17 protein-coding genes and 1 other annotated feature are annotated in these 20,287 nt (G+C 60.0%); of the genes, 8 read left to right on the top strand and 9 right to left on the bottom strand.

Annotated elements, in window-relative coordinates:
• The first annotated feature begins 13 nt into the window (after positions 1 to 13).
• Positions 14 to 1,534 (top strand): exopolyphosphatase, encoded by a 1,521-nt coding sequence (gene ppx, locus ASG19_RS00805; RefSeq protein WP_062453297.1) that lies wholly within the window; start codon positions 14 to 16, stop codon positions 1,532 to 1,534.
• Between the two features lie 117 nt (positions 1,535 to 1,651).
• Positions 1,652 to 2,938, top strand: a complete 1,287-nt coding sequence (locus ASG19_RS00800; RefSeq protein WP_062453296.1) for a HEAT repeat domain-containing protein — start codon at positions 1,652 to 1,654, stop codon at positions 2,936 to 2,938.
• 143 nt (positions 2,939 to 3,081) lie between these two features.
• Here ASG19_RS00800 and ASG19_RS00795 read toward each other — a convergent pair whose 3' ends face one another.
• The 3 genes from ASG19_RS00795 to ASG19_RS00785 all read right to left on the bottom strand — a co-directional run bounded on the left by ASG19_RS00795 (position 3,082) and on the right by ASG19_RS00785 (position 7,191).
• A complete protein-coding gene (locus ASG19_RS00795; RefSeq protein ID WP_062453295.1) occupies positions 3,082 to 4,440 on the bottom strand; it encodes an esterase-like activity of phytase family protein in 1,359 nt (452 codons plus the stop codon).
• A 246-nt stretch (positions 4,441 to 4,686) separates the two neighbouring features.
• Positions 4,687 to 5,832 (bottom strand): ribonuclease D, encoded by a 1,146-nt coding sequence (gene rnd / locus ASG19_RS00790; RefSeq protein ID WP_062453294.1) that lies wholly within the window; start codon positions 5,830 to 5,832, stop codon positions 4,687 to 4,689.
• Positions 5,833 to 5,922: 90 nt separating this feature from the next.
• On the bottom strand, positions 5,923 to 7,191 hold the full coding sequence (locus ASG19_RS00785) for an MFS transporter (RefSeq protein ID WP_062453293.1): 1,269 nt from the start codon (positions 7,189 to 7,191) through the stop codon (positions 5,923 to 5,925).
• Between the two features lie 260 nt (positions 7,192 to 7,451).
• Between ASG19_RS00785 and aspS the strand changes: the two genes are divergently transcribed.
• From aspS to ASG19_RS00770, 3 genes are all read left to right on the top strand, one after another.
• Positions 7,452 to 9,242, top strand: coding sequence for an aspartate--tRNA ligase (aspS, locus tag ASG19_RS00780; protein ID WP_062453292.1), 1,791 nt, complete (start codon positions 7,452 to 7,454; stop codon positions 9,240 to 9,242).
• A gap of 175 nt (positions 9,243 to 9,417) precedes the next feature.
• A complete protein-coding gene (locus tag ASG19_RS00775) occupies positions 9,418 to 9,738 on the top strand; it encodes a DUF1236 domain-containing protein (protein ID WP_062453291.1) in 321 nt (106 codons plus the stop codon).
• Between the two features lie 175 nt (positions 9,739 to 9,913).
• Positions 9,914 to 9,971, top strand: a sequence feature (sul1 is cis-regulatory element that is thought to sense ions involved in sulfur or methionine metabolism; They are found in Alphaproteobacteria).
• Between the two features lie 75 nt (positions 9,972 to 10,046).
• Complete coding sequence (locus ASG19_RS00770) at positions 10,047 to 11,537, top strand: SulP family inorganic anion transporter (RefSeq protein WP_062453290.1); 1,491 nt, start codon at positions 10,047 to 10,049, stop codon at positions 11,535 to 11,537.
• Positions 11,538 to 11,619: 82 nt separating this feature from the next.
• Here the strand turns inward: ASG19_RS00770 and ASG19_RS00765 are convergent, their stop codons facing one another.
• Complete coding sequence (locus tag ASG19_RS00765) at positions 11,620 to 12,810, bottom strand: hypothetical protein (RefSeq protein ID WP_062453289.1); 1,191 nt, start codon at positions 12,808 to 12,810, stop codon at positions 11,620 to 11,622.
• 232 nt (positions 12,811 to 13,042) lie between these two features.
• Here ASG19_RS00765 and parC point away from each other — a divergent pair, with 232 nt between their 5' ends.
• A complete protein-coding gene (gene parC, locus ASG19_RS00760; RefSeq protein ID WP_062453288.1) occupies positions 13,043 to 15,310 on the top strand; it encodes a DNA topoisomerase IV subunit A in 2,268 nt (755 codons plus the stop codon).
• Between the two features lie 45 nt (positions 15,311 to 15,355).
• Here the strand turns inward: parC and ASG19_RS00755 are convergent, their stop codons facing one another.
• From ASG19_RS00755 to hemB, 5 genes are all read right to left on the bottom strand, one after another.
• A complete protein-coding gene (locus ASG19_RS00755; protein WP_062453287.1) occupies positions 15,356 to 15,742 on the bottom strand; it encodes a type II toxin-antitoxin system death-on-curing family toxin in 387 nt (128 codons plus the stop codon).
• The gene (locus tag ASG19_RS00750) at positions 15,742 to 15,963 is read right to left on the bottom strand and encodes an AbrB/MazE/SpoVT family DNA-binding domain-containing protein (RefSeq protein WP_062453286.1); all 222 of its coding nucleotides are present in this window, start codon (positions 15,961 to 15,963) and stop codon (positions 15,742 to 15,744) included. Before ASG19_RS00750 ends, ASG19_RS00755 begins: the two co-directional genes overlap by 1 nt.
• A gap of 75 nt (positions 15,964 to 16,038) precedes the next feature.
• On the bottom strand, positions 16,039 to 16,800 hold the full coding sequence (locus tag ASG19_RS00745; protein ID WP_062453285.1) for an arginyltransferase: 762 nt from the start codon (positions 16,798 to 16,800) through the stop codon (positions 16,039 to 16,041).
• Positions 16,801 to 16,921: 121 nt separating this feature from the next.
• A complete protein-coding gene (locus tag ASG19_RS00740) occupies positions 16,922 to 17,380 on the bottom strand; it encodes an RDD family protein (protein ID WP_062453284.1) in 459 nt (152 codons plus the stop codon).
• Positions 17,381 to 17,456: 76 nt separating this feature from the next.
• Entirely contained in the window at positions 17,457 to 18,467 is a 1,011-nt protein-coding gene (hemB, locus tag ASG19_RS00735) for a porphobilinogen synthase (RefSeq protein ID WP_244474015.1), read from the bottom strand.
• A gap of 194 nt (positions 18,468 to 18,661) precedes the next feature.
• Between hemB and ASG19_RS00730 the strand changes: the two genes are divergently transcribed.
• Complete coding sequence (locus ASG19_RS00730) at positions 18,662 to 19,099, top strand: DUF6163 family protein (protein ID WP_062454738.1); 438 nt, start codon at positions 18,662 to 18,664, stop codon at positions 19,097 to 19,099.
• A gap of 233 nt (positions 19,100 to 19,332) precedes the next feature.
• Complete coding sequence (locus ASG19_RS00725; RefSeq protein ID WP_062454736.1) at positions 19,333 to 19,845, top strand: MarR family winged helix-turn-helix transcriptional regulator; 513 nt, start codon at positions 19,333 to 19,335, stop codon at positions 19,843 to 19,845.
• Positions 19,846 to 20,287: the final 442 nt, after the last annotated feature.

Genomic DNA, 20,287 nt, shown 5'->3' with positions numbered 1-20,287 from the left:
AGAAATAGGCAGCATGGTACGATCTGAAGCTCAAGGGCGCCTGCCTGGCATCGCCCCTGTTTCCGTCATCGACATTGGCTCGAACTCGGTTCGCGTGGTGATTTACGAAGGCCTGACCAGGGCACCGACCGTTCTCTTCAACGAGAAGGTTCTGTGCGGTCTTGGCAAGGGTCTCGGCTCGAACGGCCGGATGGACGACGAGGGCGTGTTGCGCGCGCTCGCCGCTCTCAGACGGTTCAAGGCGCTGTCCGACCAGGCGCAGGCGACGGAAATCTACGTCCTTGCAACGGCCGCCGCCCGCGAAGCCTCCAACGGCCCTGATTTCATCGCCAAGGCGGAGGAAATCCTCGGCCAGGAAATCCAGCTCCTGTCCGGCGAGGAAGAAGCCAAGTATTCGGCTCTCGGCGTGATCAGCGGCTTCCACGATGTCGACGGTGTTGCCGGCGATCTTGGCGGCGGTTCGCTTGAACTGATCGACATCAAGGGACATGAGTTCGGCAAGGGGATCACCCTGCCTCTCGGCGGCCTGCGCCTGTCGGAATCATCAGGTGGCTCCATTTCCAAGGCGCGCACCTTTGCCCGCAAGCAGGTCAATACCGCCCGCTTCCTGGAAAAGGGCGAGGGCCGCACCTTCTACGCCGTTGGCGGTACATGGCGCAACATCGCCAAACTGCACATGGAAATCACCAAATATCCGCTGCACATGATGCAGGGGTATGAACTGACCTTCGAGGAAATCCAGAAATTCCTCGAGGACGTGATCGATGCCAAGGATTCCAAGGATCCTGCCTGGCAGGCCGTCTCGAAAAGCCGTCGTTCGCTTCTGCCCTTCGGCGCCGTGGCCCTGCAGGAAGTGCTCTCCGTCATGAAGCCGGCGGTCGTCAGCTTTTCGGCGCAGGGCGTGCGGGAAGGCTATCTCTATCACCTGATGCCGGATGAGGAAAAGCAGGCCGATCCGCTGGTCGTGGCTGCCGATCAACTCGCCATCCTGCGCGCGCGTTCGCCCGAACATGCGCGGGAGCTTGCCGATTGGACCGGCCGCATGGTGCCGTTCTTCGGCATTACCGAGACCGAGGAAGAAAGCCGCTATCGCAGGGCTGCCTGCCTGCTGGCCGATATCAGCTGGCGTGCGCATCCCGATTACCGCGGCGCCCAGGCACTTAACGTCATCGCCCACTCGTCCTTCGTCGGCATTACCCATGCGGGCCGCGCCTACCTAGCGCTCGCCAACTACTACCGGTTCGAGGGTTTGAGCGACGACGGTGCCACCGGCCCGCTCTCGACGATTGCGACACCGCGGCTGCTGGAACTGGCTAAACTGCTCGGCGGATTGTTGCGGGTCGTCTATCTGTTTTCGGCCTCGATGCCTGGCATCGTCAATAACCTGACCTTCCGACAGTCGAGTTCGCCCGATCTCGACATGGAATTCGTCGTTCCGCACGCTTACCGCAACTTCGCTGGGGAGCGGCTGGAAGGTCGGCTGCAGCAGCTTGCCAAGCTGACCGGCAAGAAGCTCGCCTTCGTGTTCGAATAGCAGCTGTTGCGAGAACAGATGCATCAGATCTAGACGGTTGCAACTGATCGAGCTTCGGCTTATCTTCGGTTGAACAGGCATGCCTTATGTTGGTGTTGGCTTCGAGGGGGCTCGAACATGGCAGTGGCAGATCAAGGCGCGAACAATCATGCGGACGGTGGGGCCAATAACGCGCTGGCGCCCGAGAACAATTTTCCGGAAAAATACTTTGTTGCCGGCGTCGCCGTCGGGCTCTTTCTCGTGCTGCTGGGTACTGCGATCCTTCTCTTGGGACGCAGCCAGACCGCCTCCTCGCTGACCATCTGCGTCGGCTTCGGGCTGGTGCTTGCGGCATTCGGCGCAAAGGTTGCAGGTAACTGGGCCGGCTGGTCGGTGACCGGGGCCGGCGCCATGGCAGTCGTTCTGTTTCTGATGCTCCAGCAATTTACGCCGCCTGGCACGCCGGCGCTGTTTAAAGGCGAGATCAGCGGCGACTTCTCGCATGTCGCCGATATCCGCATAATCGATGACGAGCCGCTCTACATCTACAAGGATGCCATGGTCCGACGGATCAAGTTTCTTGGCCTCGGTACATCGCTGCAAAGCACGCAGATGCGGATGCAGGTCGAGACAATCGAAAAGGAAGCTGGCAAAGAGTATTTCGAGCTTATCGGCGATGCCCAGAAAATCCGGGCAATTTTCGCCGAAGGCCGGCCGGTCCAGTGGCGCTTCGACTACAATGCGCGGCAGGTCAAGAACGGCTCGCTGGTTCTCCTGTCCGAACTGGATACGCTTTCGCCTGGGCCGACAGCGGAGGTTAGCGGCAGCACGACGGGTGCATGGTGGGATCTGAGCGCGTTCGCTCAGGCGGCGGTTAGGCCGGAAGCATCGGTCGACCAAGTTCAGAAGGCGCTTGCCGGCCTGCGGAACGAGGATACGTTCCTGAGGCGCAATTCCCGCGACTTTCTGGTCTCTGCCGGAGTTGTCGCAGTGCCCATGATGCTGTCTGCGCTGCACGCATCGCCGGACGATTACCGCGTCAAGCTCGGCGTGGTCTATGCCCTGGCAGAAATGATCCGCTCCGACCCCAACCTGGCGTCGTCTCTGTCGCAAAAGTTGACCGCTGAGGACTTTCCGTTGCTGATCCAGGCGGCCGCAGATCCGGACAAGACTATTCGCTACCAGGCAGCCGATTTTCTGTACCGCCTGCAGGATCCGCGGGCCGTGGAGCTGAGCGTAAACGCTGCCAAGAATACGACAGATCAGGGTGTGGCCAATAACCAGATCCTGATCCTGCGGCAGTCGGGGAGCAATCTTTCCTCGTCGCAAAAGAGCGACATCGTCCGTCAGCTCAATGATCCTTCGACGAATTTGAACAGAAGCTTGAAAGCGCCATCATCGCTTAACGACGTCCTGAAATGGTAGATCCGGGCGATACGTGAGCTTTAATACGTGCAGGTTCGAGGTGTCATGGAGTCGAAAAGGGTACCTGCCGATGCAGATACCCTTTCTGTTTCGTCGTGGTGATGTCCGGGCTTTAGAGGCCTGCCGATCACCGCCTCACTGCTTTACTTCGCGTTGAGGAACTCGGCGGCTTCGATCAGGCTGAACTCGTTGTCGTCGGCCTTGTTGACTGCGCGACCGGCCGAGAAGGGCAGGTTGTTGTCATTGCCGATGATCAGGTGGGTGGCGTCGATCTGGTCGACATTCTCGATCGTCACGAACGGCATGTCGTAGACGCCGTCCTTCGAACCAGCCTTCTTCTTGTTGTCGGGATCCTTGATGTTCAGAAGGTCGATATAGCCGATCTTGCGGACGGCAGCGCCGACATTGGCGTCGGTCATCTCGATCTTGTAGACGCGCTTCAACTCGGCTGGCGCATCAAAGCAATCCGGCTTCGGCTGCTTCGGATCGGCGCACGCCTTGTCCTTCGTGCCGGCGCCATTGTCGCGCTCGATGACGAGGGCGGTGGTGGCATCCAGCATGTTGAAATCGCCGATGGCAACGCCCTTTTCGGACAGCGGATAGAGCCAGGAACGGCCTGTCCAGCTTTTCGATGCGATGTCGAATTCGATGACGCGCAGTGCGGTGCGGCCATCGGCCTGTTCGACCTTGCCGTCGTCGAGGAAGATCGGGCCTTCCAGCAGACCGTAGAGCTTCTGCCCATCCTTCGACATTGCCATGCCTTCATAGCCACCCGAACGCTTCAGGTTGAAGACCGGCATCTTGGCGGCGGGGTTGGCCGGCATGGAAAGTGTCGGGTTGTCGGGCGAGGTGACCTTCTTGCCGTCAACGGTGGTGGCAACGACGTCGGTCAGCTGGCCGAGCATGTCGACCTTGATGAGGTAAGGCCCGAATTCCTCGCCGAGCCAGAAACCGTCTGCCACCGGCTGGATCGATTCGATATCGAAATCGGCGCCGGTCAGGTAGCGCTTGTCGCTGCCTTCCATGGCGATCGGGAAGGGGGCGATCTTGTTGGGGTCCGACAGGAAGATGTTCTTGACGACGTCGACCTTGTTTGCCGCCCAGTCGAACTTCACCTGATGCAGGAACAGCATCGCGTCGGAGGAATTGGCCTTGGAGCCGAAACCGTTGTCGGACAGAGTCCAGAACGTACCGTCTGCCATGGCCTTGATCCCGGAAAAGCCCTGGATCGGCTGACCGTTGAACGGCAGCTTGACGTCGGTGACGCGAACACCGTCCTTGCCGTCGATCGAGCCAAGCTTTTCCGTGCGCTTGCGGTCCGGCGTCGTGAACTTGCCCGAGGTCTTGAGAAATTCAGGAACATCGGATGGGGAAGCAGTCACCGTGTTGGCCGGCAGGATCGCCTGGCCCGCGAGCTTTGCCGGAAATTCGCGGTCGTCGGCCAATACCGTGCCGGCGAGGAGGGCACTTACGAAGACGGAGGCTAAAAAGGTCTTGGTCATCAAATCACCTGTTCGATTGAGAAGAACACGCGACGTCGATAGGCGGCACGCATGACGGTGAGGTGATGATCGCTTGACGCTTGGATGAACGTTTTACGTCTGTTTCTTGACACGCTAAAGCACCCGTCAGCAGCGTCGCTGAGCAGGGCAGAAACGCCGGAATGTCTGGGATTTAAGCGAAAAGGGACCGACCCCGGAAGTCCGGTGGCCGATCCCTTGTATGCTTGGAGACGGTGAGGACGAGCCTTACAGCTCGACCGCCTCGACCTTCTTGTTGACGAAGCGCAGCGCCACGCCGCCTTGGATCAGCTTGAGCGCCGTGTCGCCGAACAGTTCGCGACGCCAGCCGGAAAGGGCGGCCACTTCGGCCAACTCGCCTTCGGCAGCAATCTTTTCCAGATCGTCGGTATTGGCGAGCACCTTGGCGGCAACGCCCTGCTTGTCGGAAATGAGCTTCAGCAGAACCTTCAAGAGTTCGACGGCAGCGCCCGTGCCTTCTGGCAGATGCACATGCTTCGGAGCATGCGGCATCTCGGTCTTCGGCAGCGCCAGCGCCGTATTGACAGCCTCGACGATCGCGGCGCCTGAGGATGAGCGTTCCCAGCCCTTCGGCACGGTGCGAAGACGTCCGAGAGCTTCGGTATCCTTGGGCTGCTGCTGGGCGATCTCGTAGATCGCATCGTCCTTCAACACGCGCGAGCGCGGCACGTTGCGGCTGCGCGCCTCACGTTCGCGCCATGCGGCGACGAATTTCAGGATCGCCAACTCGCTCGGCTTCCTCAGACGCGACTTCAGACGAAGCCAGGCATCGTCGGGATGCAGGTCATAGGTCGACGCGCTCTCGAGGACCGCCATTTCCTCCGTCAGCCAGAGGGCACGGCCTTCACGTTCCAGCTGTTCTTTCAGAGACAGATAAACGTCGCGCAGATGGGTGACGTCGGCCAGCGCATAGTCGAGCTGCTTTTCCGACAGCGGCCGGCGGCTCCAGTCGGTAAAGCGCGACGACTTGTCGATCTGCACGCCCTTGATGCGGTTGACGAGCTGGTCGTAGGAGACGCTGTCGCCGAAGCCGCACACCATGGCTGCAACCTGCGTATCGAAGATCGGATGCGGCACGAGATTGCCGAGATGATGGATGATCTCGATATCCTGGCGCGCGGCATGAAACACCTTGGTGACCGCCGTATTCGCCATCAGCTCGAAGAAGGGCTTGAGGTCGAGCCCTTTTGCCAGCGGATCGACGAGAACTTCGACTGTCGGGCTCGCCATCTGGATCAGGCAGAGTTCCGGCCAGAAGGTCGTCTCTCTCAAGAACTCCGTATCGATGGTGATGAAGTCTGACTGAGCCAGCTTTTCGCAGGCTTCCTGAAGGGCAATTGTTGTTTCGATCATCGTCTCATTCACGTGCAGGTGGTCAACCTTCCTTTCCCTTCCCGCCGCAGATGTCAAGACAAACGGCCAGCCTTTCCCGGCAGCGGGCGGCTATTTCCTGTTGTTGCCGTCAGCGTCCCTGTCCTTGTCGCTAGCCCGGTCCGCAGGGTCTGCAAGCCGGTTGAAATAGGCGGACGTGCGCAGAAGGGACCGAAATCGCGAGTTGCGCTGCTGCGGCGGCACCGGTGCCCGCACCTGCATCCGGCGCAGCGTGTAGATCGCGAACCCGGCGAAGATGAAGGACGTGTAGAGGAAGAATGCGCGCGGGCCGTAGAATTCGAGAAGCGCCGCGGCAAGCAGCGGTCCGAACGTGGCGCCGACCGACCAGAAGAACAGCAAGCCTGCCGCGATCACCGCGTGCTCGCCTGGTTTCGCGTGGTCGTTGCCATGCGCCGAGCAGAGCGAATAGAGCGGCATCGAAAAGGCGCCGAACAGGAAGACGCTGATGATATTGGCCGTCTCGTTGCTGCCCGCGCCGAACGACAGATAGGCGCCGGTGATGACGGACCCGATCGTCGTCCACAGGATGACGCGCCGCCGGTCGAGCTTGTCCGAATAGACGCCGAGCGGATATTGCAGTACCACGCCGCCGATGATGCCGGCACTCATGAAGGTCGCGATCGACGTGATACTCATGCCGATCTCCTTGGCGTAGATCGGCCCGATATTGCGAAAGGCCGCCATCGACAGACCGACCGCCACGACGCCGACCACAGCGAGCGGCGAAATGCGCCACACGGTTCTCAGATCGAATGAGATGGAGGCCGGTGGCGTCGGCCCCGACTTGTCGGCGATGGATATCGGCACAAGCGAAAGCGTCAGCGCGATGGCGATGATGTTGAAGATGACAGGTCCGTCGATGCCGAAGGTCGGGATCAGGTATTGCGCGATCGTGACCGAGCCGAGATCGACGAAACGGTAGATCGACAGCGTCCGCGCGCGGTTCTCGTTGGTCACCTGCGAGTTGATCCAGCTCTCGACGGTGGCAAACAGGCTGGCGATAGTGATGCCGATCAGGAAACGCATGGCGAACCAGAAGACGGGGTCGATGACCATTGATAGGGCGATCGAGGCGGACGCAGCGATTGCCGCCATGGCCGCAAAGGTGCGGATATGGCCGATCGAGCGCAGCAGCCTTGCCACATAGATGCAGCCGATCGCAAAGCCGACACTGTAGCCGGCACCGATCAGGCCGATGACCGACGGCGAAAAACCCTCGGCCGAACCGCGCAGCGCGATATAAGTGCCCTGGAGCCCGTTGCCGCCGATCAGGATCCCTGCGGTGATCAGAAGCGGTATCAGCGGGCGGATCTGGTTCATCGGATGCTTTCGGGCATGGTCGGCAGGCGCAGAGACTCAGCCAGCGCGCTGGCCGTATCGACCCATTCTGGTTATGACATCCTCCTATGCAACTCTAGCCGTAAAAGCGGGGGAAAGGGCTCGAGCGCCGCGGGAGACTGTGACAAGTCTTGACAAAGCAGGCCCACCATGCGCTTTTCCGGCCGATTTTCATGGGTTCGTACGGCTGTGCTTCGCGCGCCGATGAAGCCGCTTTCAGCATCAGTCCAGGATAAAAGACAATGCATCGTTACCGCAGCCACACCTGTGCAGCCCTCCGCAAGTCGGATGTCGGCTCCAATGTCCGTATCTCCGGCTGGGTTCATCGCGTCCGTGACCATGGCGGCGTTCTGTTCATCGACCTTCGCGACCATTATGGCATGACCCAGGTCGTTGCCGACCCGGACAGCCCGGCCTTCAAGTCGGCCGAAGTCGTGCGTGGCGAGTGGGTCATCCGCATCGACGGCACCGTCAAGGCGCGTTCCGACGAGACCGTCAACAAGACGATGGCGACCGGCGAGATCGAACTCTACGCACAGGAGATCGAAGTCCTGTCCGCTGCCAAGGAACTGCCGCTGCCGGTGTTCGGCGAGCCGGAATATCCGGAAGACGTGCGCCTCAAGTACCGCTTTCTCGATCTTCGCCGCGAAACGCTGCACAAGAACATCGTCAAGCGCACGCAGATCATCGCTGCCATGCGCCGCGAAATGGCTACCTGTGGCTTTACCGAATATTCGACACCGATCCTGACCGCATCGTCGCCCGAAGGCGCGCGCGACTTCCTGGTTCCAAGCCGTATCCATCCCGGCAAGTTCTTCGCGCTGCCGCAGGCGCCGCAGCAGTACAAGCAGCTGATGATGGTGGCGGGCTTTGACCGCTACTTCCAGATCGCACCGTGTTTCCGCGACGAAGACCCGCGTGCCGACCGCCTGCCAGGCGAATTCTACCAGCTCGACCTGGAAATGAGCTTCGTTACCCAGGAAGAAGTCTGGGAGACGATGGAGCCGGTCATGCGCGGCATCTTCGAGGAGTTTGCCGAAGGCAAGCCGGTCACCAAGGAATTCCCGCGGATTCCTTACGACGTCGCGCTGCGCAAATACGGCTCCGACAAGCCGGACCTGCGCAACCCGATCGAGATGGAAGCCGTCACCGAGCATTTCGCCGGCTCCGGCTTCAAAGTGTTCGCAAACATGATCGCGTCCAACCCGAAGGTCGAAGTCTGGGCGATCCCGGCCAAGACCGGCGGCTCAAGAGCGTTCTGCGACCGTATGAACGCCTGGGCGCAGGGCCAGGGCCAGCCGGGTCTCGGCTACATCTTCTGGAAGGAAGAAGACGGCAAGATCGCGGGCTCCGGTCCGCTCGCCAAGAACATCGGCGAGGAGCGCACCGAAGCCGTTCGCACCCAGCTTGGCCTCGAAGCGGGCGATGCCTGCTTCTTCGTCGCTGGCGATCCGGACAAGTTCTACAAGTTTGCCGGCGAAGCCCGTAACCGCGCTGCCGACGAGCTGAACCTTTCCGACAAGAAGCAGTTCGCCCTGTGCTGGATCGTCGACTTCCCGTTCTTCGAATACAACGAGGAAGACAAGAAGATCGACTTCGCCCACAACCCGTTCTCGATGCCGCAGGGCGGTCTCGACGCGCTGGAAAACCAGGATCCGCTGACGATCAAGGCCTACCAGTACGACATGGTTTGCAACGGCTTCGAAATCGCCTCTGGCTCGATCCGTAACCAGCTGCCGGAAGTCATGGTCAAGGCGTTCGAAATGGTCGGCCTTTCGCAGCAGGACGTGGAAGATCGCTTCGGTGGCCTCTACCGCGCATTCCAGTACGGCGCACCGCCGCATGGCGGCATGGCAGCCGGTGTCGACCGCGTCGTCATGCTTCTGACCGGTGCCAAGAACCTGCGCGAGATCACACTGTTCCCGATGAACCAGCAGGCTCAGGACCTTCTGATGGGAGCGCCTTCGGAAGCGAGCCCCGCGCAGCTGCGCGAACTGGCGATCCGCCCGATTCCGCCGGTCAAGAAGGACTGATCTTCGGTTCTATTTCTGTGACGAGATTGCAAAGCCCGGCGCTCGAAAGACGCCGGGCTTTCCCGTTTCAGAAGGGCAGGGCTTGGTTGCAGTGCAGCGATCAGACCTTGGTCGGACGGAACCATCGCCGCGTACTTCGAGTTGTAGAGGCAGAATAAACAAATGGAGTAAGACTATGCGCAAGATCGTACTGACCGCTTCGGCGGCATTCATGGCGCTTTCGAGTGCAGCCTTCGCCCAGACGACGATCATCACGCAGGAACCAGCAATGGCACCCGCAACGGTTGTCATGCCAGGCGAAGTCCGCACCTACGTGATGGAGCAGCCGGTTGAATCCGAGCCGTACGATGGCGACGTTCTGGTCGGCCGCGTGCTGCCGGAAGCTGTCCAGGTTCGTCCTGTGCAGGGATATGACTCCTACGGTTACACGGTCGTGAACGATCGCCGCGTCATCGTCGACCCGCAGACGCGCACGGTTATTCAGGTCCTGGAATAGGACCTGTCCGATTTCGGATAGTATTTGAGAGACCGGGGCTGCCACCGCAGCTCCGGTCTTTTTGCGTCGGAGCTTTTAGTCCGTATCGCTTCGGAGCCGCTACCGTCGCCGTCTCGCAGATATTACCGTACCACGCTTGGCATCTGCAATTCTCTCCGCTATAGGTCGCCCATCACAAGGACTCAGGTGAAACTCCCGAGTGGCTCTTCCGGCCGCCGATCCGCCGGACAACGCAAAGCATCAGCCGTCTTTCTCACCCTGGAGGATACCTCCCGGCGGATGCGCTTTATTTGCGAAGTTTCCAATACATGACACAGTCAATTTCCGCCTATCGGCGCGAATGGTTTTCGAACATTCGCGGCGATCTCCTTGCCGGCATCGTCGTTGCGCTCGCGCTCATCCCCGAAGCTGTCGGTTTTTCCATCATTGCCGGCGTTGATCCAAAGGTCGGCCTGTTCGCCTCGGTCGCCATTGCCTGCACCACCGCGATCACCGGTGGCCGCCCGGCCATGATTTCGGCCGCCACAGCTGCCACTGCGGTGCTGATGGGGCCCCTTGTACGCGATCACGGCATCCAGTACCTGTTTGCCGCAACCATCCTGATGGGCATCCTGCAGATCTTCGCCGGCATGCTGAAACTCGGTCGCCTGATGCGGTTCGTGTCGAAATCGGTCATGACCGGCTTCGTCAACTCACTGGCGATCCTGATTTTTTTGGCTCAGCTTCCGCAGCTCATCAACGTTCCCGAAGTAACCTACCTGCTCATCGCATTGGCGCTCGGCATCATCTATCTGTTTCCCTATGTAACAAAAGCCATTCCGTCACCCCTTGTGGCGATCGCTGCCGTTACCATTCTGGCGCTCTCCTTCGGCATAGAGGTTCCGACCGTTGCCGATCTCGGCGCGATGCCGACGGCGCTTCCGGACTTCCTGTTGCCCGATGTGCCACTGACCCTCGAGACGCTGCGGATCATCTTTCCGTATTCGCTGGCACTCGCAGCCGTCGGTCTTCTGGAATCGCTGCTGACCGCACAGATCGTCGACGAAATGACAGACACGACCAGCAGCAAGACAAAAGAATGTTTCGGTCAGGGCAGCGGCAACATCGTTGCAGCCCTGTTCGGCGGCATGGGCGGCTGCGCCATGATCGGCCAATCGGTGATCAACGTCACGTCAGGCGGGCGAGGCCGGCTTTCGACCTTTGCCTCCGGCATATACCTGCTGATCCTGCTTCTGGTGCTGGATGATATCCTGCGCATTGTGCCGGTTGCAGCACTCGTGGCCGTCATGATCATGGTGGCGATCGGCACGTTCTCTTGGAAGTCGGTCATCGATCTCAAGCGGCATCCCGGTACATCCTCGATCGTCATGCTCTCGACCGTCGCGGTTGTTCTGGCAACGCACGATCTGTCGAAGGGCGTCATCGTCGGCGTGCTTCTGTCGGGTGTGTTCTTTGCGGGCAAGGTGGCCAGGATGGTGCGCGTGTCCTCCAGCCTTTCCGAAGAAGGCAAGGCAAGAACCTATGCGGTTGAAGGACAGGTCTTCTTCGCCTCGGCAGACGCTCTCGTTGATGCCTTCGATTTCGCCGAAAGCCTGGAGCGCGTCACGATCGACGTTCGCCGTGCGCACCTCTGGGATATCTCGGCCATCGGGGCACTCGACCGTGCGGTGATGAAATTCCGTAGTCGCGGCATCGCCGTCGAGGTGATCGGTGCCAACGAGGCAAGCGCCTCGATGATCGACCGGTTCGCGCTGCACGACAAGGAACACGCGGCCCTTTCGGCAACCCCCGGACACTGAAGCGGCGCACCTATCCTGAACAAAACAAAGCCCCGGCAATCGCTTGCCGGGGCTTTTTCATTCATTCCGTAGAGGGAATCGATCAGTCGTTCGCGGAGACCTTGACGCCCAGCACGTTCGGCAGCGTGTTCGGTGCGCCCATTGCCGCGCCCATGATCATCGGGAACGGAACAGGGTTTGCCGGCTCTGCCGTGATCGTCAGGTTCTCGGGCTTGTCGAGATAGGTGTTGACGGCCTGGCTCAGCATGTTCTGCAGTTCCGGAATGTTATACTGCGACAGCACGATCGGCGTCATCGCCTTGATCATCTGTGCCATCTGCGGGCCGTTCGAACCCTGCTTCTTGCCGGCATAATCCAGCGCCTTCGCCGTCACGCCGTCATCCTCGAAGCGGATCTGGGCGGCGTTGAACGTGAGCCGCTGCATCAGGCCGAGCATGGCAAGGTTTGCCGCCTGCTGCGCTTCCTGCTTGTTCGGGTTGGCTTCCAGCGCCTTTGCGGTTTCCTGCGCGGACTTCAGGAAGTCGATCGTATAGCCGGAAAAGCTGAAGGACAGGTCGAGGCGGCCAACCTTGTCGAAGTCGATCGCATATTCCTCGACGGCGACAGTACCGTCGTTCTGCGTCCATGTGCCGTTGAGGTTGATGCTGCCATCCAGAGTGTTGACGCCAAGCGCCTGGATTGCCTCGCGCGACTGCGGATCGTCGATGATGCTGAGATCCGCCTTGATTTCGTTCAGCGCCATATCGAAGTCGATACCGGAATTGTCGTCGGCAACCTCCGTCGTGACGCTGCTCGGGCCGACTGTGAGAACGGTCTTGCCGCCGACTGCGACGGTCGTGGCGCCGGTCTTGGCTTCCTCGTAGAGCAGGAGCGACTCGATTGTGTTCTTCGTGGCGTCCGCCGGTACCGTGACGCCGCTCATCGTGATGTCGGACGCGCTGATGGTGGTGGCTTCATGCGAAACGTTGATGTTGGGGAAGGTCACCTTGTCGATCGTGTAGCCACCCTCGGCTTCTTCGACGCCATCCATCGTCACAGTGCCGATCGGCATCTTCTGCGGAGCCCCTGAGGGATTGTAGGTTGCGCCTGTCAGCGTCACCTTCGACCCGTCGACGGCAACCGACTGAGCTTCGAGCGCGCCGCCCTGGATGACGAGCGCGGCGTTGATCTTCTTCAGAAGATCGTTGCCGTCGAGAGCCAAGGCCGGCCCGGCAAACACCGACAGCGCTGTGGCGGCGGCAAGCAGGCGCGCCGTGGTGGAAAAGTGGGTCATAGGTCCTCCTGGCGGGCGGCACGGCCCGGGATCAATTACAGTCTGGCTGAGGCAAGAGTTAAGGCGGACGGTGCAAAACGTCCATGCCGTAGTGTCCATTCGCTTCGGCATAATTGCGGCAGCGTAAATGTTTGTCGCCAAACAGTGAAAACTTGTGTCATCGGCCCGATCATCCACAGGGCGTTTGGATAGGTTTCTTGCCGGGAATCAGGGATTTCTATAGTCAAGTGCCATGGGAAAAATTGTAACTCCACCTGGCGACGGCTCGGGAGACGGCGGCGGCGACCACATTCAGGCGGTTGACCTGAAGGCAGCGCTCGAAGAGCGCTATCTTGCCTACGCTCTTTCCACGATCATGCACCGTGCTCTGCCTGATGTGCGCGACGGTCTGAAACCCGTCCATCGCCGTATCGTCTACGCGATGAACGAGATGGGCCTTCGCCCCAACTCGGCCTTCCGCAAATGCGCGAAGATCGTCGGTGAAGTGATGGGTAACTACCATCCGCACGGCGACCAATCGATCTACGATGCGCTTGCCCGTCTCGCGCAGGATTTCTCGCAGCGCTATCCGCTGGTCAACGGCCAGGGCAATTTCGGCAATATCGACGGCGATAGCCCCGCCGCGATGCGTTACACCGAATCGAAGATGACTGCCGTTGCCGAACTGCTGCTGCAGGGAATCGGCGAGGATGCGGTCGACTTTCGCGATACCTATGACGAGAGCAACTCCGAACCGACGGTTCTGCCCGGTGCCTTCCCGAACCTGCTGGCCAACGGCGCCTCCGGGATCGCGGTCGGCATGGCGACGTCGATCCCGTCGCACAATGCCCATGAAGTCTGCGACGCGGCGCTGCATCTCATCGCCCATCCGGATGCCAGCGTCGAAAAGCTGCTCGAGTTCATGCCGGGTCCGGATCTTCCGACCGGCGGCATCATCATCGATAACCGCGAGTCGATCCTCGAGAGCTACAAGACAGGTCGCGGCGGCTTCCGCGTCCGCGCCAAGTGGGAGATCGAGGATCTCGGCCGCGGCGGCTATCAGATCGTCGTCACCGAAATTCCCTACCAGGTGCAGAAGTCGCGCCTGATCGAAAAGATCGCCGAACTGCTGATTGCCCGCAGGCTGCCGCTGCTCGACGACATCCGCGACGAATCCGCCGAAGACGTCCGCATCATCATCGTGCCGAAGAACCGCACGGTCGATGCGACGCTGCTGATGGAATCGATGTTCAAGCTGACCGAGCTTGAAAACCGCATTCCGCTCAACATGAACTTGCTCTCGATGGGGCGCGTGCCGCGGGTGATGGCGCTGAACGAGGTGCTGCTTGAATGGCTGGCGCATCGCAAGGACGTGCTGGTTCGCCGCTCCCGCTACCGTCTGGCAGCCATCGACCGGCGGCTGGAAATCCTCGGCGGCCTGCTGATAGCCTATCTCAATATCGACGAGGTGATCCGCATCATCCGCGAGGAGGACGAGCCGAAGCCTGTCATGGTGGCGCGCTGGTCTCTGACCGACCTGCAGGTGGAATCGATCCTCAACATGCGGCTGCGCAATTTGCGCAAGCTCGAAGAGTTCGAGATCCGCACCGAACACGATAGTCTGACCAAGGAAAAGGGCGAGATCGAAGCGCTTCTCGCCTCCGACGAACAGCAGTGGAAGACCGTCGCCTGGGAGATCCAGGAAGTCAAGAAACAGTATGCCAAGGCGACCGAGCTCGGCCGCCGGCGCACCCAGTTCGCCAATGCGCCGGAAGCCAATCTGGAAGCAATCCAACAGGCGATGATCGAAAAGGAACCGATCACCGTCGTGATTTCGCAGAAGGGCTGGATCCGCGCCTTGAAGGGGCACGTGACCGATACGTCGGGCCTCGTCTTCAAGGAAGGAGACGGACCGAAGATCGCGTTCACGGCGCAGACGACCGACAAGCTGCTGCTGGTGACAACAGGCGGCAAGGCCTACACGCTCGGCGCCGATAAGCTGCCGGGCGGCCGCGGCCATGGCGAGCCGATCCGCATCATCGTCGACATGGAGAACGACCAGGACATCCTGACCGCCTTCGTCCACGACGCAAGCCGCAAGATGGTGATCGCATCGACAGCGGGCTATGGCTTTGTCATTGCCGAAAGCGAGATGGTGGCCAATACCCGCAAGGGCAAGCAAGTCATGAACGTCTCGATGCCGGACGAGGCAAAGCTGGTCGTTCAGGTCAAGGGTGATCACGTCGCTATCGTCGGCGAGAACCGCAAGATGCTGGTCTTCCCGCTCGACCAGTTGCCGGAAATGACACGCGGCAAGGGCGTGCGCCTGCAGCGCTACAAGGACGGCGGCATCTCCGACATCAAGTGTTTCGCAATCGATGCCGGGCTTGCCTGGGAAGATAGCGCCGGACGCGCCTTCAACCGCAACAAGGATGAGCTTCTCGAATGGATGGGTGACCGCGCCTCCGCCGGCCGCACCGTTCCGAAGGGCTTTCCACGAAGCGGCAAGTTCGCCGGCTGATCAGGCCTTTGGATTGAGACGGTTCGCCCTGATGGGCGGACCGGTTCAGGGGTAGGGGACCGTGTGATCGCGAAGGAACCGCGCTGCACCATCCTCGTCGATCTCGCCGGCTGCGACGGAGAGGATGAATTGGTAGAGCGTGGCGTCATCGGTATCGATGGCATACCCGTTGTCCATCAGGAAGACACCGGCTGAGACGATCGCGATCCGCTTGTTTCCGTCGATGAAAGCATTGTTCATTGCAAGAACGTAAAGATACGCTACCGCCAGCTCGATGAGGTCTGTCGATCCATATGCAACCTTGTTGACGGCAAGCATCAGCGCAGATTCCAGCGCGCTCTCATCGCGCAAACCATAAGCCCCACCGAATCTTTCGATCTGGCGCAGGTGGAGGCGTTCAACCAGCGCTCGTGAAAGAAATTGGATGGCCATCACTCGGCCAGCTTCTTGAGGGCAACCTTGTATCTGTCCATGAAGCGCTCCGCATGCTCTAGCTGACGGTTGAAATCGTCATCGAGCGGCTTCAAGACCAGCTTCCCTGCTTCTTCGCTAAGATCGATATTATCTCCCGCGCGCAACCCCATCCGCTCCAGAATCTCCTTCGGGATGATGATGCCTTCGGAATTGCCGATCTTGCGGATGGTGGTCTTCATGCGCGTATCCTCGTGTTGCAACGCGAGTTACAACATGAGGATGGCCGATTTGCAATGCCGTCGGGAGAGGGGGCGTCAGACGTCGCGCGCCGGATCGGCAAGTTCCCATCCGCGGGCCGTCAGGTGTTCCTGAGGCTGGTAGCGGGTCTTGTAGCCCATCTTGGGCGAGCCCTTCACCCAGTAGCCGAGATAGACATGCGGCAGGCCGAGCGTCTTCGTGCGGTTGATATGGTCGAGGATCATGAAGGTGCCGAGAGAGCGCTTTTCGAGATCGGGGTTGAAGAAGGAATAGACCATCGACAGCCCGTCGCTCATCATGTCGGTCAGCGCCACGGCGAGCAATTCGCCCCTCGGCGTGCCGGCGATACCGTCTCCCGGCTCGCGGCGGCGGTATTCGATGACGCGGGTGTTGACGTGCGAATCCTCGACCATGATCGCGTAGTCGAGGGCGGACATGTCCGACATCCCGCCGCGCTGGTGACGGCTGTCGAGATACCTTCGGAACAGGGAGAACTGTTCGGTCGACGGCTGCGCTGGACCAAGGGTCGCAATGATGTCGCTGTTGGTCGCGAGAACGCGCCTCATGGATTTCGCCGGCTGGAAGTCGCCTGCAAGGATTCGTACGGAAACGCAGGCACGGCACGCTTCGCAGGCTGGCCGGTAGGCTATGTTCTGGGACCGTCGAAACCCGCCTTGGGTCAATAGGTCGTTCATCTCCGCCGCGCGGGGACCGACGAGATGCGTGAACACCTTGCGTTCCATTTCACCCGATAGATACGGACAAATCGCCGGTGCCGTCAGGTAGAACTGAGGTGATGGCGTTGTCTGTGTGTTCATGGAGGTGCAGCCCGGTCCGTCGTCTTGCTCGTGGCGCTACTGATCCTAGCATGGCGCATAACGCGGAAACGTCAACTGGCGCATTTGCCGGTTGACGCATCCCTAGATCACTGTTGCGGTCTTACGACCTGCGGACGACGACGGTGCCGAGGAGGAGATCGTGAACCAGCCGCGAGCGCTCGATAAACAGCCCGGCCAGGAGCACCAGCGGCGTCAGTACCGAATTGATCACCCAGAACAGTACCGTGTGAACCATGGCAGTCAGGAAATCCATCCGGCGCCCGTCGACCCGTGTCATGGCAAGCCCCATGGCGCGCATGCCCGGAGATCCCTGGCTGGCGCCACCGAGCGTCAGGCCGAAATAGAGGAGGGCGACGATGAAGAACAACGCGGGATAGAGCATGAAGCCAAGCCCGAGCGTCAGAATTCCCAAGAAGAACACGATCACCGCTGCAGGGATGCACAGCAGAAGAACGAACAGGTAATCGATGACAAAGGCGAAGATCCGGCGTGACAGAACGCCGCTATAGGCGCGCCAATTGTCCGGTGCGGCATAGGTCGGGTTCGGTTCGAAGCTCATTCGCGTGGTTCTCCAGTTGTACCAAACCCGATATAAGAGGTGGCAAGCCCAACAGCAAGGTTTGCCACCATAGGCTTTAAACCCGGCCGAGTTTCTTCGCGGCCTCGATCGCAAAGTAGGTCAGGATGCCGTCGCAGCCGGCGCGCTTGAAGCAGAGCAGCGTCTCCATCATGATCCGGTCGCCGTCGATCCAGCCGTTCATCGCCGCCGCCTTGATCTGCGAATATTCGCCGGAGACCTGATAGGCGTAGGTCGGCAGGCCGAAAGCTTCCTTCACGCGCCAACAGATATCGAGATAGGCGATACCCGGCTTGACCATCAGCATGTCGGCGCCTTCTTCCACGTCGAGTGCCGCGTCGCGCATCGCTTCGGTGCCGTTGGCGGGCGAGATGTAATAGGCGTTCTTGTCGCCCTTCAGGAGCCCGCTCGTATTGATCGCCTCACGGTACGGACCGTAAAATCCCGAGGAGAACTTTGTCGCATAGGACATGATGCCGACATCCTGGTGACCGGCAGCGTCGAGCCCGCGGCGGATGGCGCCGATGCGACCGTCCATCATCTCGGACGGCGCGATGATGTCGGCACCTGCATCCGCCTGCAGGACCGCCGCCTTGATCACCTGATCAACCGTCTCGTCGTTGACGATGATGCCCTCACGCAGGATGCCGTCATGGCCATGGCTGGTGAATGGATCGAGCGCCACGTCGGTGATGACGCCGATATTGGGCACCGCTTTCTTCGCGGCGATGGTGAACTGGTTGATGAGGTTGTTCGGATCGAGGATCGCTGATCCCGTCTCATCGCGCAGGTTCATCTCGATGTCGGGGAAGGGCGCAACAGCTGGAATGCCGAGATCGGCCGCTTCCCGTATGGCTTCCACCGCCTTGTCGACGCTCATCCGGTTGACCCCGGGCATCGACTTGATCGGATCGACGATGCCGGTGCCGGGCACGATGAAGATCGGCCAGATCAGGTCGTCCACGGTCAGCCGGTTCTCCTGCACCATGCGTCGCGTCCAGTCTGCCTTGCGGTTGCGCCGCATGCGGCGATGACCGGTGACGTGGTCGACGAGGTGGGTCTTGTCCATGACGGATACTCCGTTCTTATTGCTCGCTGCTGACGAGAGCGTTTCCTGGCTGGATTGAAACATTCTGCCGGAGCAGGCTTGTGTCAGGTCAAACGCTCTAACACGCGAGAAACTGTTTATGAATGGGGCTTACTGCGCATTGCTGCCATGCGGCCTGCTGGCGGCTCGCGACGTCTCCCGATATGATCGAAGGCATGGAATCTGATTCACCCACGGTACCCAAGCGCACGCTGACGGAAATCCTTTTCGTCGTCTTCCTCAGGATTATCGCGGTTGCCTGCCTATGGTTCGGCATCCAGTACTGGGCGATGCTGGTCGGCTATTCGCTGCACGGCATGGCGCGCTTCGATCTTCTGGCGCCGCCATGGAAAGTGGCGGCGGCCTCGCTTGCCGTTCTGTTTCCGGTTGCCTCGCTCGGTTTGTGGCTCACCGTGTCCTGGGGCGCGGTGCTCTGGACTATCGCAGCGTTCTCGCAGGTGCTGATGTATCTCGTCTGGCCAGAAATCTTCGGACGGAACACTCTTGTGCCCATCCTGCACGGCCTCGTGGCCGCCATTTACGGCGTGTTTCGGCTCTCTTTATGGCTGGAAGAGCGGCGCAAGGCGGAGCGGGTAAGGATTGATTCACCTTGACCCTAAAGCTTTGGCGCCTTTATTTGGCCTGAAATTTCGACCTAACCCATTGATTTCAATAGGGCGGAAATAAGGGTGAGGGGGAGGCAGCTAGACTGCTGACGATTGGAAAAACTTCTGCAAGATTTTGTTAACCCTTTGTTTTAAGTCGAATTTTATGCGCTTTCGTTAGTGTCTGTCTCAAGGCGGGAATAAACAAACACACCGCCAAGCAAAACAGTGAGGCAGTCATGATGAACACGAAAATGAAGCCGCAGGCACCGGTCGCAGCAGACATCAACGAAGACCCGATCCGTTCGCTTTATATGGAATCGCTCCACCTGGTCGAGCGTCTTCACCGCCGCCTGCTCGACGTCATCAAGGACGAGTTCGACCGCCAGGGTCGCGACGACGTAAACGCCATCCAGGCACTTCTCCTCTTCAACATCGGCAACTCGGAACTCACTGCCGGTGAACTGCGCTCGCGCGGTTACTATCTCGGCTCCAACGTTTCCTACAACGTCAAGAAGCTGGTCGACCTCGGTTTCATCAACCACCAGCGTTCGCGCATCGACCGCCGCTCGGTCCGCATCAGCCTGACCAAGGAAGGCCAGGAAGTCGCAGAAACCGTCGCCAAGCTCTATGATCGCCACGTTGGCTCGATCGAAAAAGTCGGCGGCATCGGCGAAGGCGAGTTCTCGCAGATGAACAAGCTTCTGCAGCGCCTCGACCGCTTCTGGAACGACAGCATCGCTTACCGCATGTAATATCTGCCATCGCCGCGCCGCGCTCCTGAACCACCGGAGGCGCGACGGCGGCACGGCAAAGACAACTGTCGGCGCCTGCATTTCCTCCAGTCATGCAGTGGCACGACACACATATCGGGCGGAGCGTAGCAATACGCTCCGCCGATCCCGTTTCAGAGCTCCAGATGTCCTCTGTCATGGTCGCCTGATGCAGGCTCTTTCAGAACACCGGAACGCAGCGTTCTCTCGCTCCACAGCGCACTCCCAACCTCCCGAAATGGCTTCGAGTTCGCGCCTGCCACATTTCCCGTTGAGTATCTCGAAGGAGGCCGAAAAGTCACGCTTTCACACGGCTTTGTGACGCTGCGGCAACTGACACGAATTGGCCATATTGCTATGGGACCGCCATGCTTGAACAGGTTCGGGAAACTCGTGCTACTCCAGATGGCCCCCCGAGCATTTC

Source organism: Rhizobium sp. Leaf306 (assembly GCF_001423425.1).
Lineage (GTDB): Bacteria > Pseudomonadota > Alphaproteobacteria > Rhizobiales > Rhizobiaceae > Neorhizobium > Neorhizobium soli.
This window is presented reverse-complemented; position numbering and strand designations above follow the sequence as displayed.

What these genes read in the sequence shown, in the direction of transcription:
- ASG19_RS00765 (WP_062453289.1), bottom strand. Translation starts at nt 12,810, where the DNA reads ATGACCCACTTTTCCACCACGGCGCGCCTGCTTGCCGCCGCCACAGCG.
- ASG19_RS00745 (WP_062453285.1), bottom strand. Translation starts at nt 16,800, where the DNA reads ATGAACACACAGACAACGCCATCACCTCAGTTCTACCTGACGGCACCG.
- aspS (WP_062453292.1), top strand. Translation starts at nt 7,452, where the DNA reads ATGCATCGTTACCGCAGCCACACCTGTGCAGCCCTCCGCAAGTCGGAT.
- parC (WP_062453288.1), top strand. Translation starts at nt 13,043, where the DNA reads ATGGGAAAAATTGTAACTCCACCTGGCGACGGCTCGGGAGACGGCGGC.
- ASG19_RS00750 (WP_062453286.1), bottom strand. Translation starts at nt 15,963, where the DNA reads ATGAAGACCACCATCCGCAAGATCGGCAATTCCGAAGGCATCATCATC.
- ASG19_RS00795 (WP_062453295.1), bottom strand. Translation starts at nt 4,440, where the DNA reads ATGACCAAGACCTTTTTAGCCTCCGTCTTCGTAAGTGCCCTCCTCGCC.
- ASG19_RS00740 (WP_062453284.1), bottom strand. Translation starts at nt 17,380, where the DNA reads ATGAGCTTCGAACCGAACCCGACCTATGCCGCACCGGACAATTGGCGC.
- ASG19_RS00775 (WP_062453291.1), top strand. Translation starts at nt 9,418, where the DNA reads ATGCGCAAGATCGTACTGACCGCTTCGGCGGCATTCATGGCGCTTTCG.
- ASG19_RS00725 (WP_062454736.1), top strand. Translation starts at nt 19,333, where the DNA reads ATGAACACGAAAATGAAGCCGCAGGCACCGGTCGCAGCAGACATCAAC.
- ASG19_RS00755 (WP_062453287.1), bottom strand. Translation starts at nt 15,742, where the DNA reads ATGGCCATCCAATTTCTTTCACGAGCGCTGGTTGAACGCCTCCACCTG.
- rnd (WP_062453294.1), bottom strand. Translation starts at nt 5,832, where the DNA reads ATGATCGAAACAACAATTGCCCTTCAGGAAGCCTGCGAAAAGCTGGCT.
- ASG19_RS00730 (WP_062454738.1), top strand. Translation starts at nt 18,662, where the DNA reads ATGGAATCTGATTCACCCACGGTACCCAAGCGCACGCTGACGGAAATC.
- ASG19_RS00785 (WP_062453293.1), bottom strand. Translation starts at nt 7,191, where the DNA reads ATGAACCAGATCCGCCCGCTGATACCGCTTCTGATCACCGCAGGGATC.
- ASG19_RS00800 (WP_062453296.1), top strand. Translation starts at nt 1,652, where the DNA reads ATGGCAGTGGCAGATCAAGGCGCGAACAATCATGCGGACGGTGGGGCC.
- ASG19_RS00770 (WP_062453290.1), top strand. Translation starts at nt 10,047, where the DNA reads ATGACACAGTCAATTTCCGCCTATCGGCGCGAATGGTTTTCGAACATT.
- ppx (WP_062453297.1), top strand. Translation starts at nt 14, where the DNA reads ATGGTACGATCTGAAGCTCAAGGGCGCCTGCCTGGCATCGCCCCTGTT.
- hemB (WP_244474015.1), bottom strand. Translation starts at nt 18,467, where the DNA reads ATGGACAAGACCCACCTCGTCGACCACGTCACCGGTCATCGCCGCATG.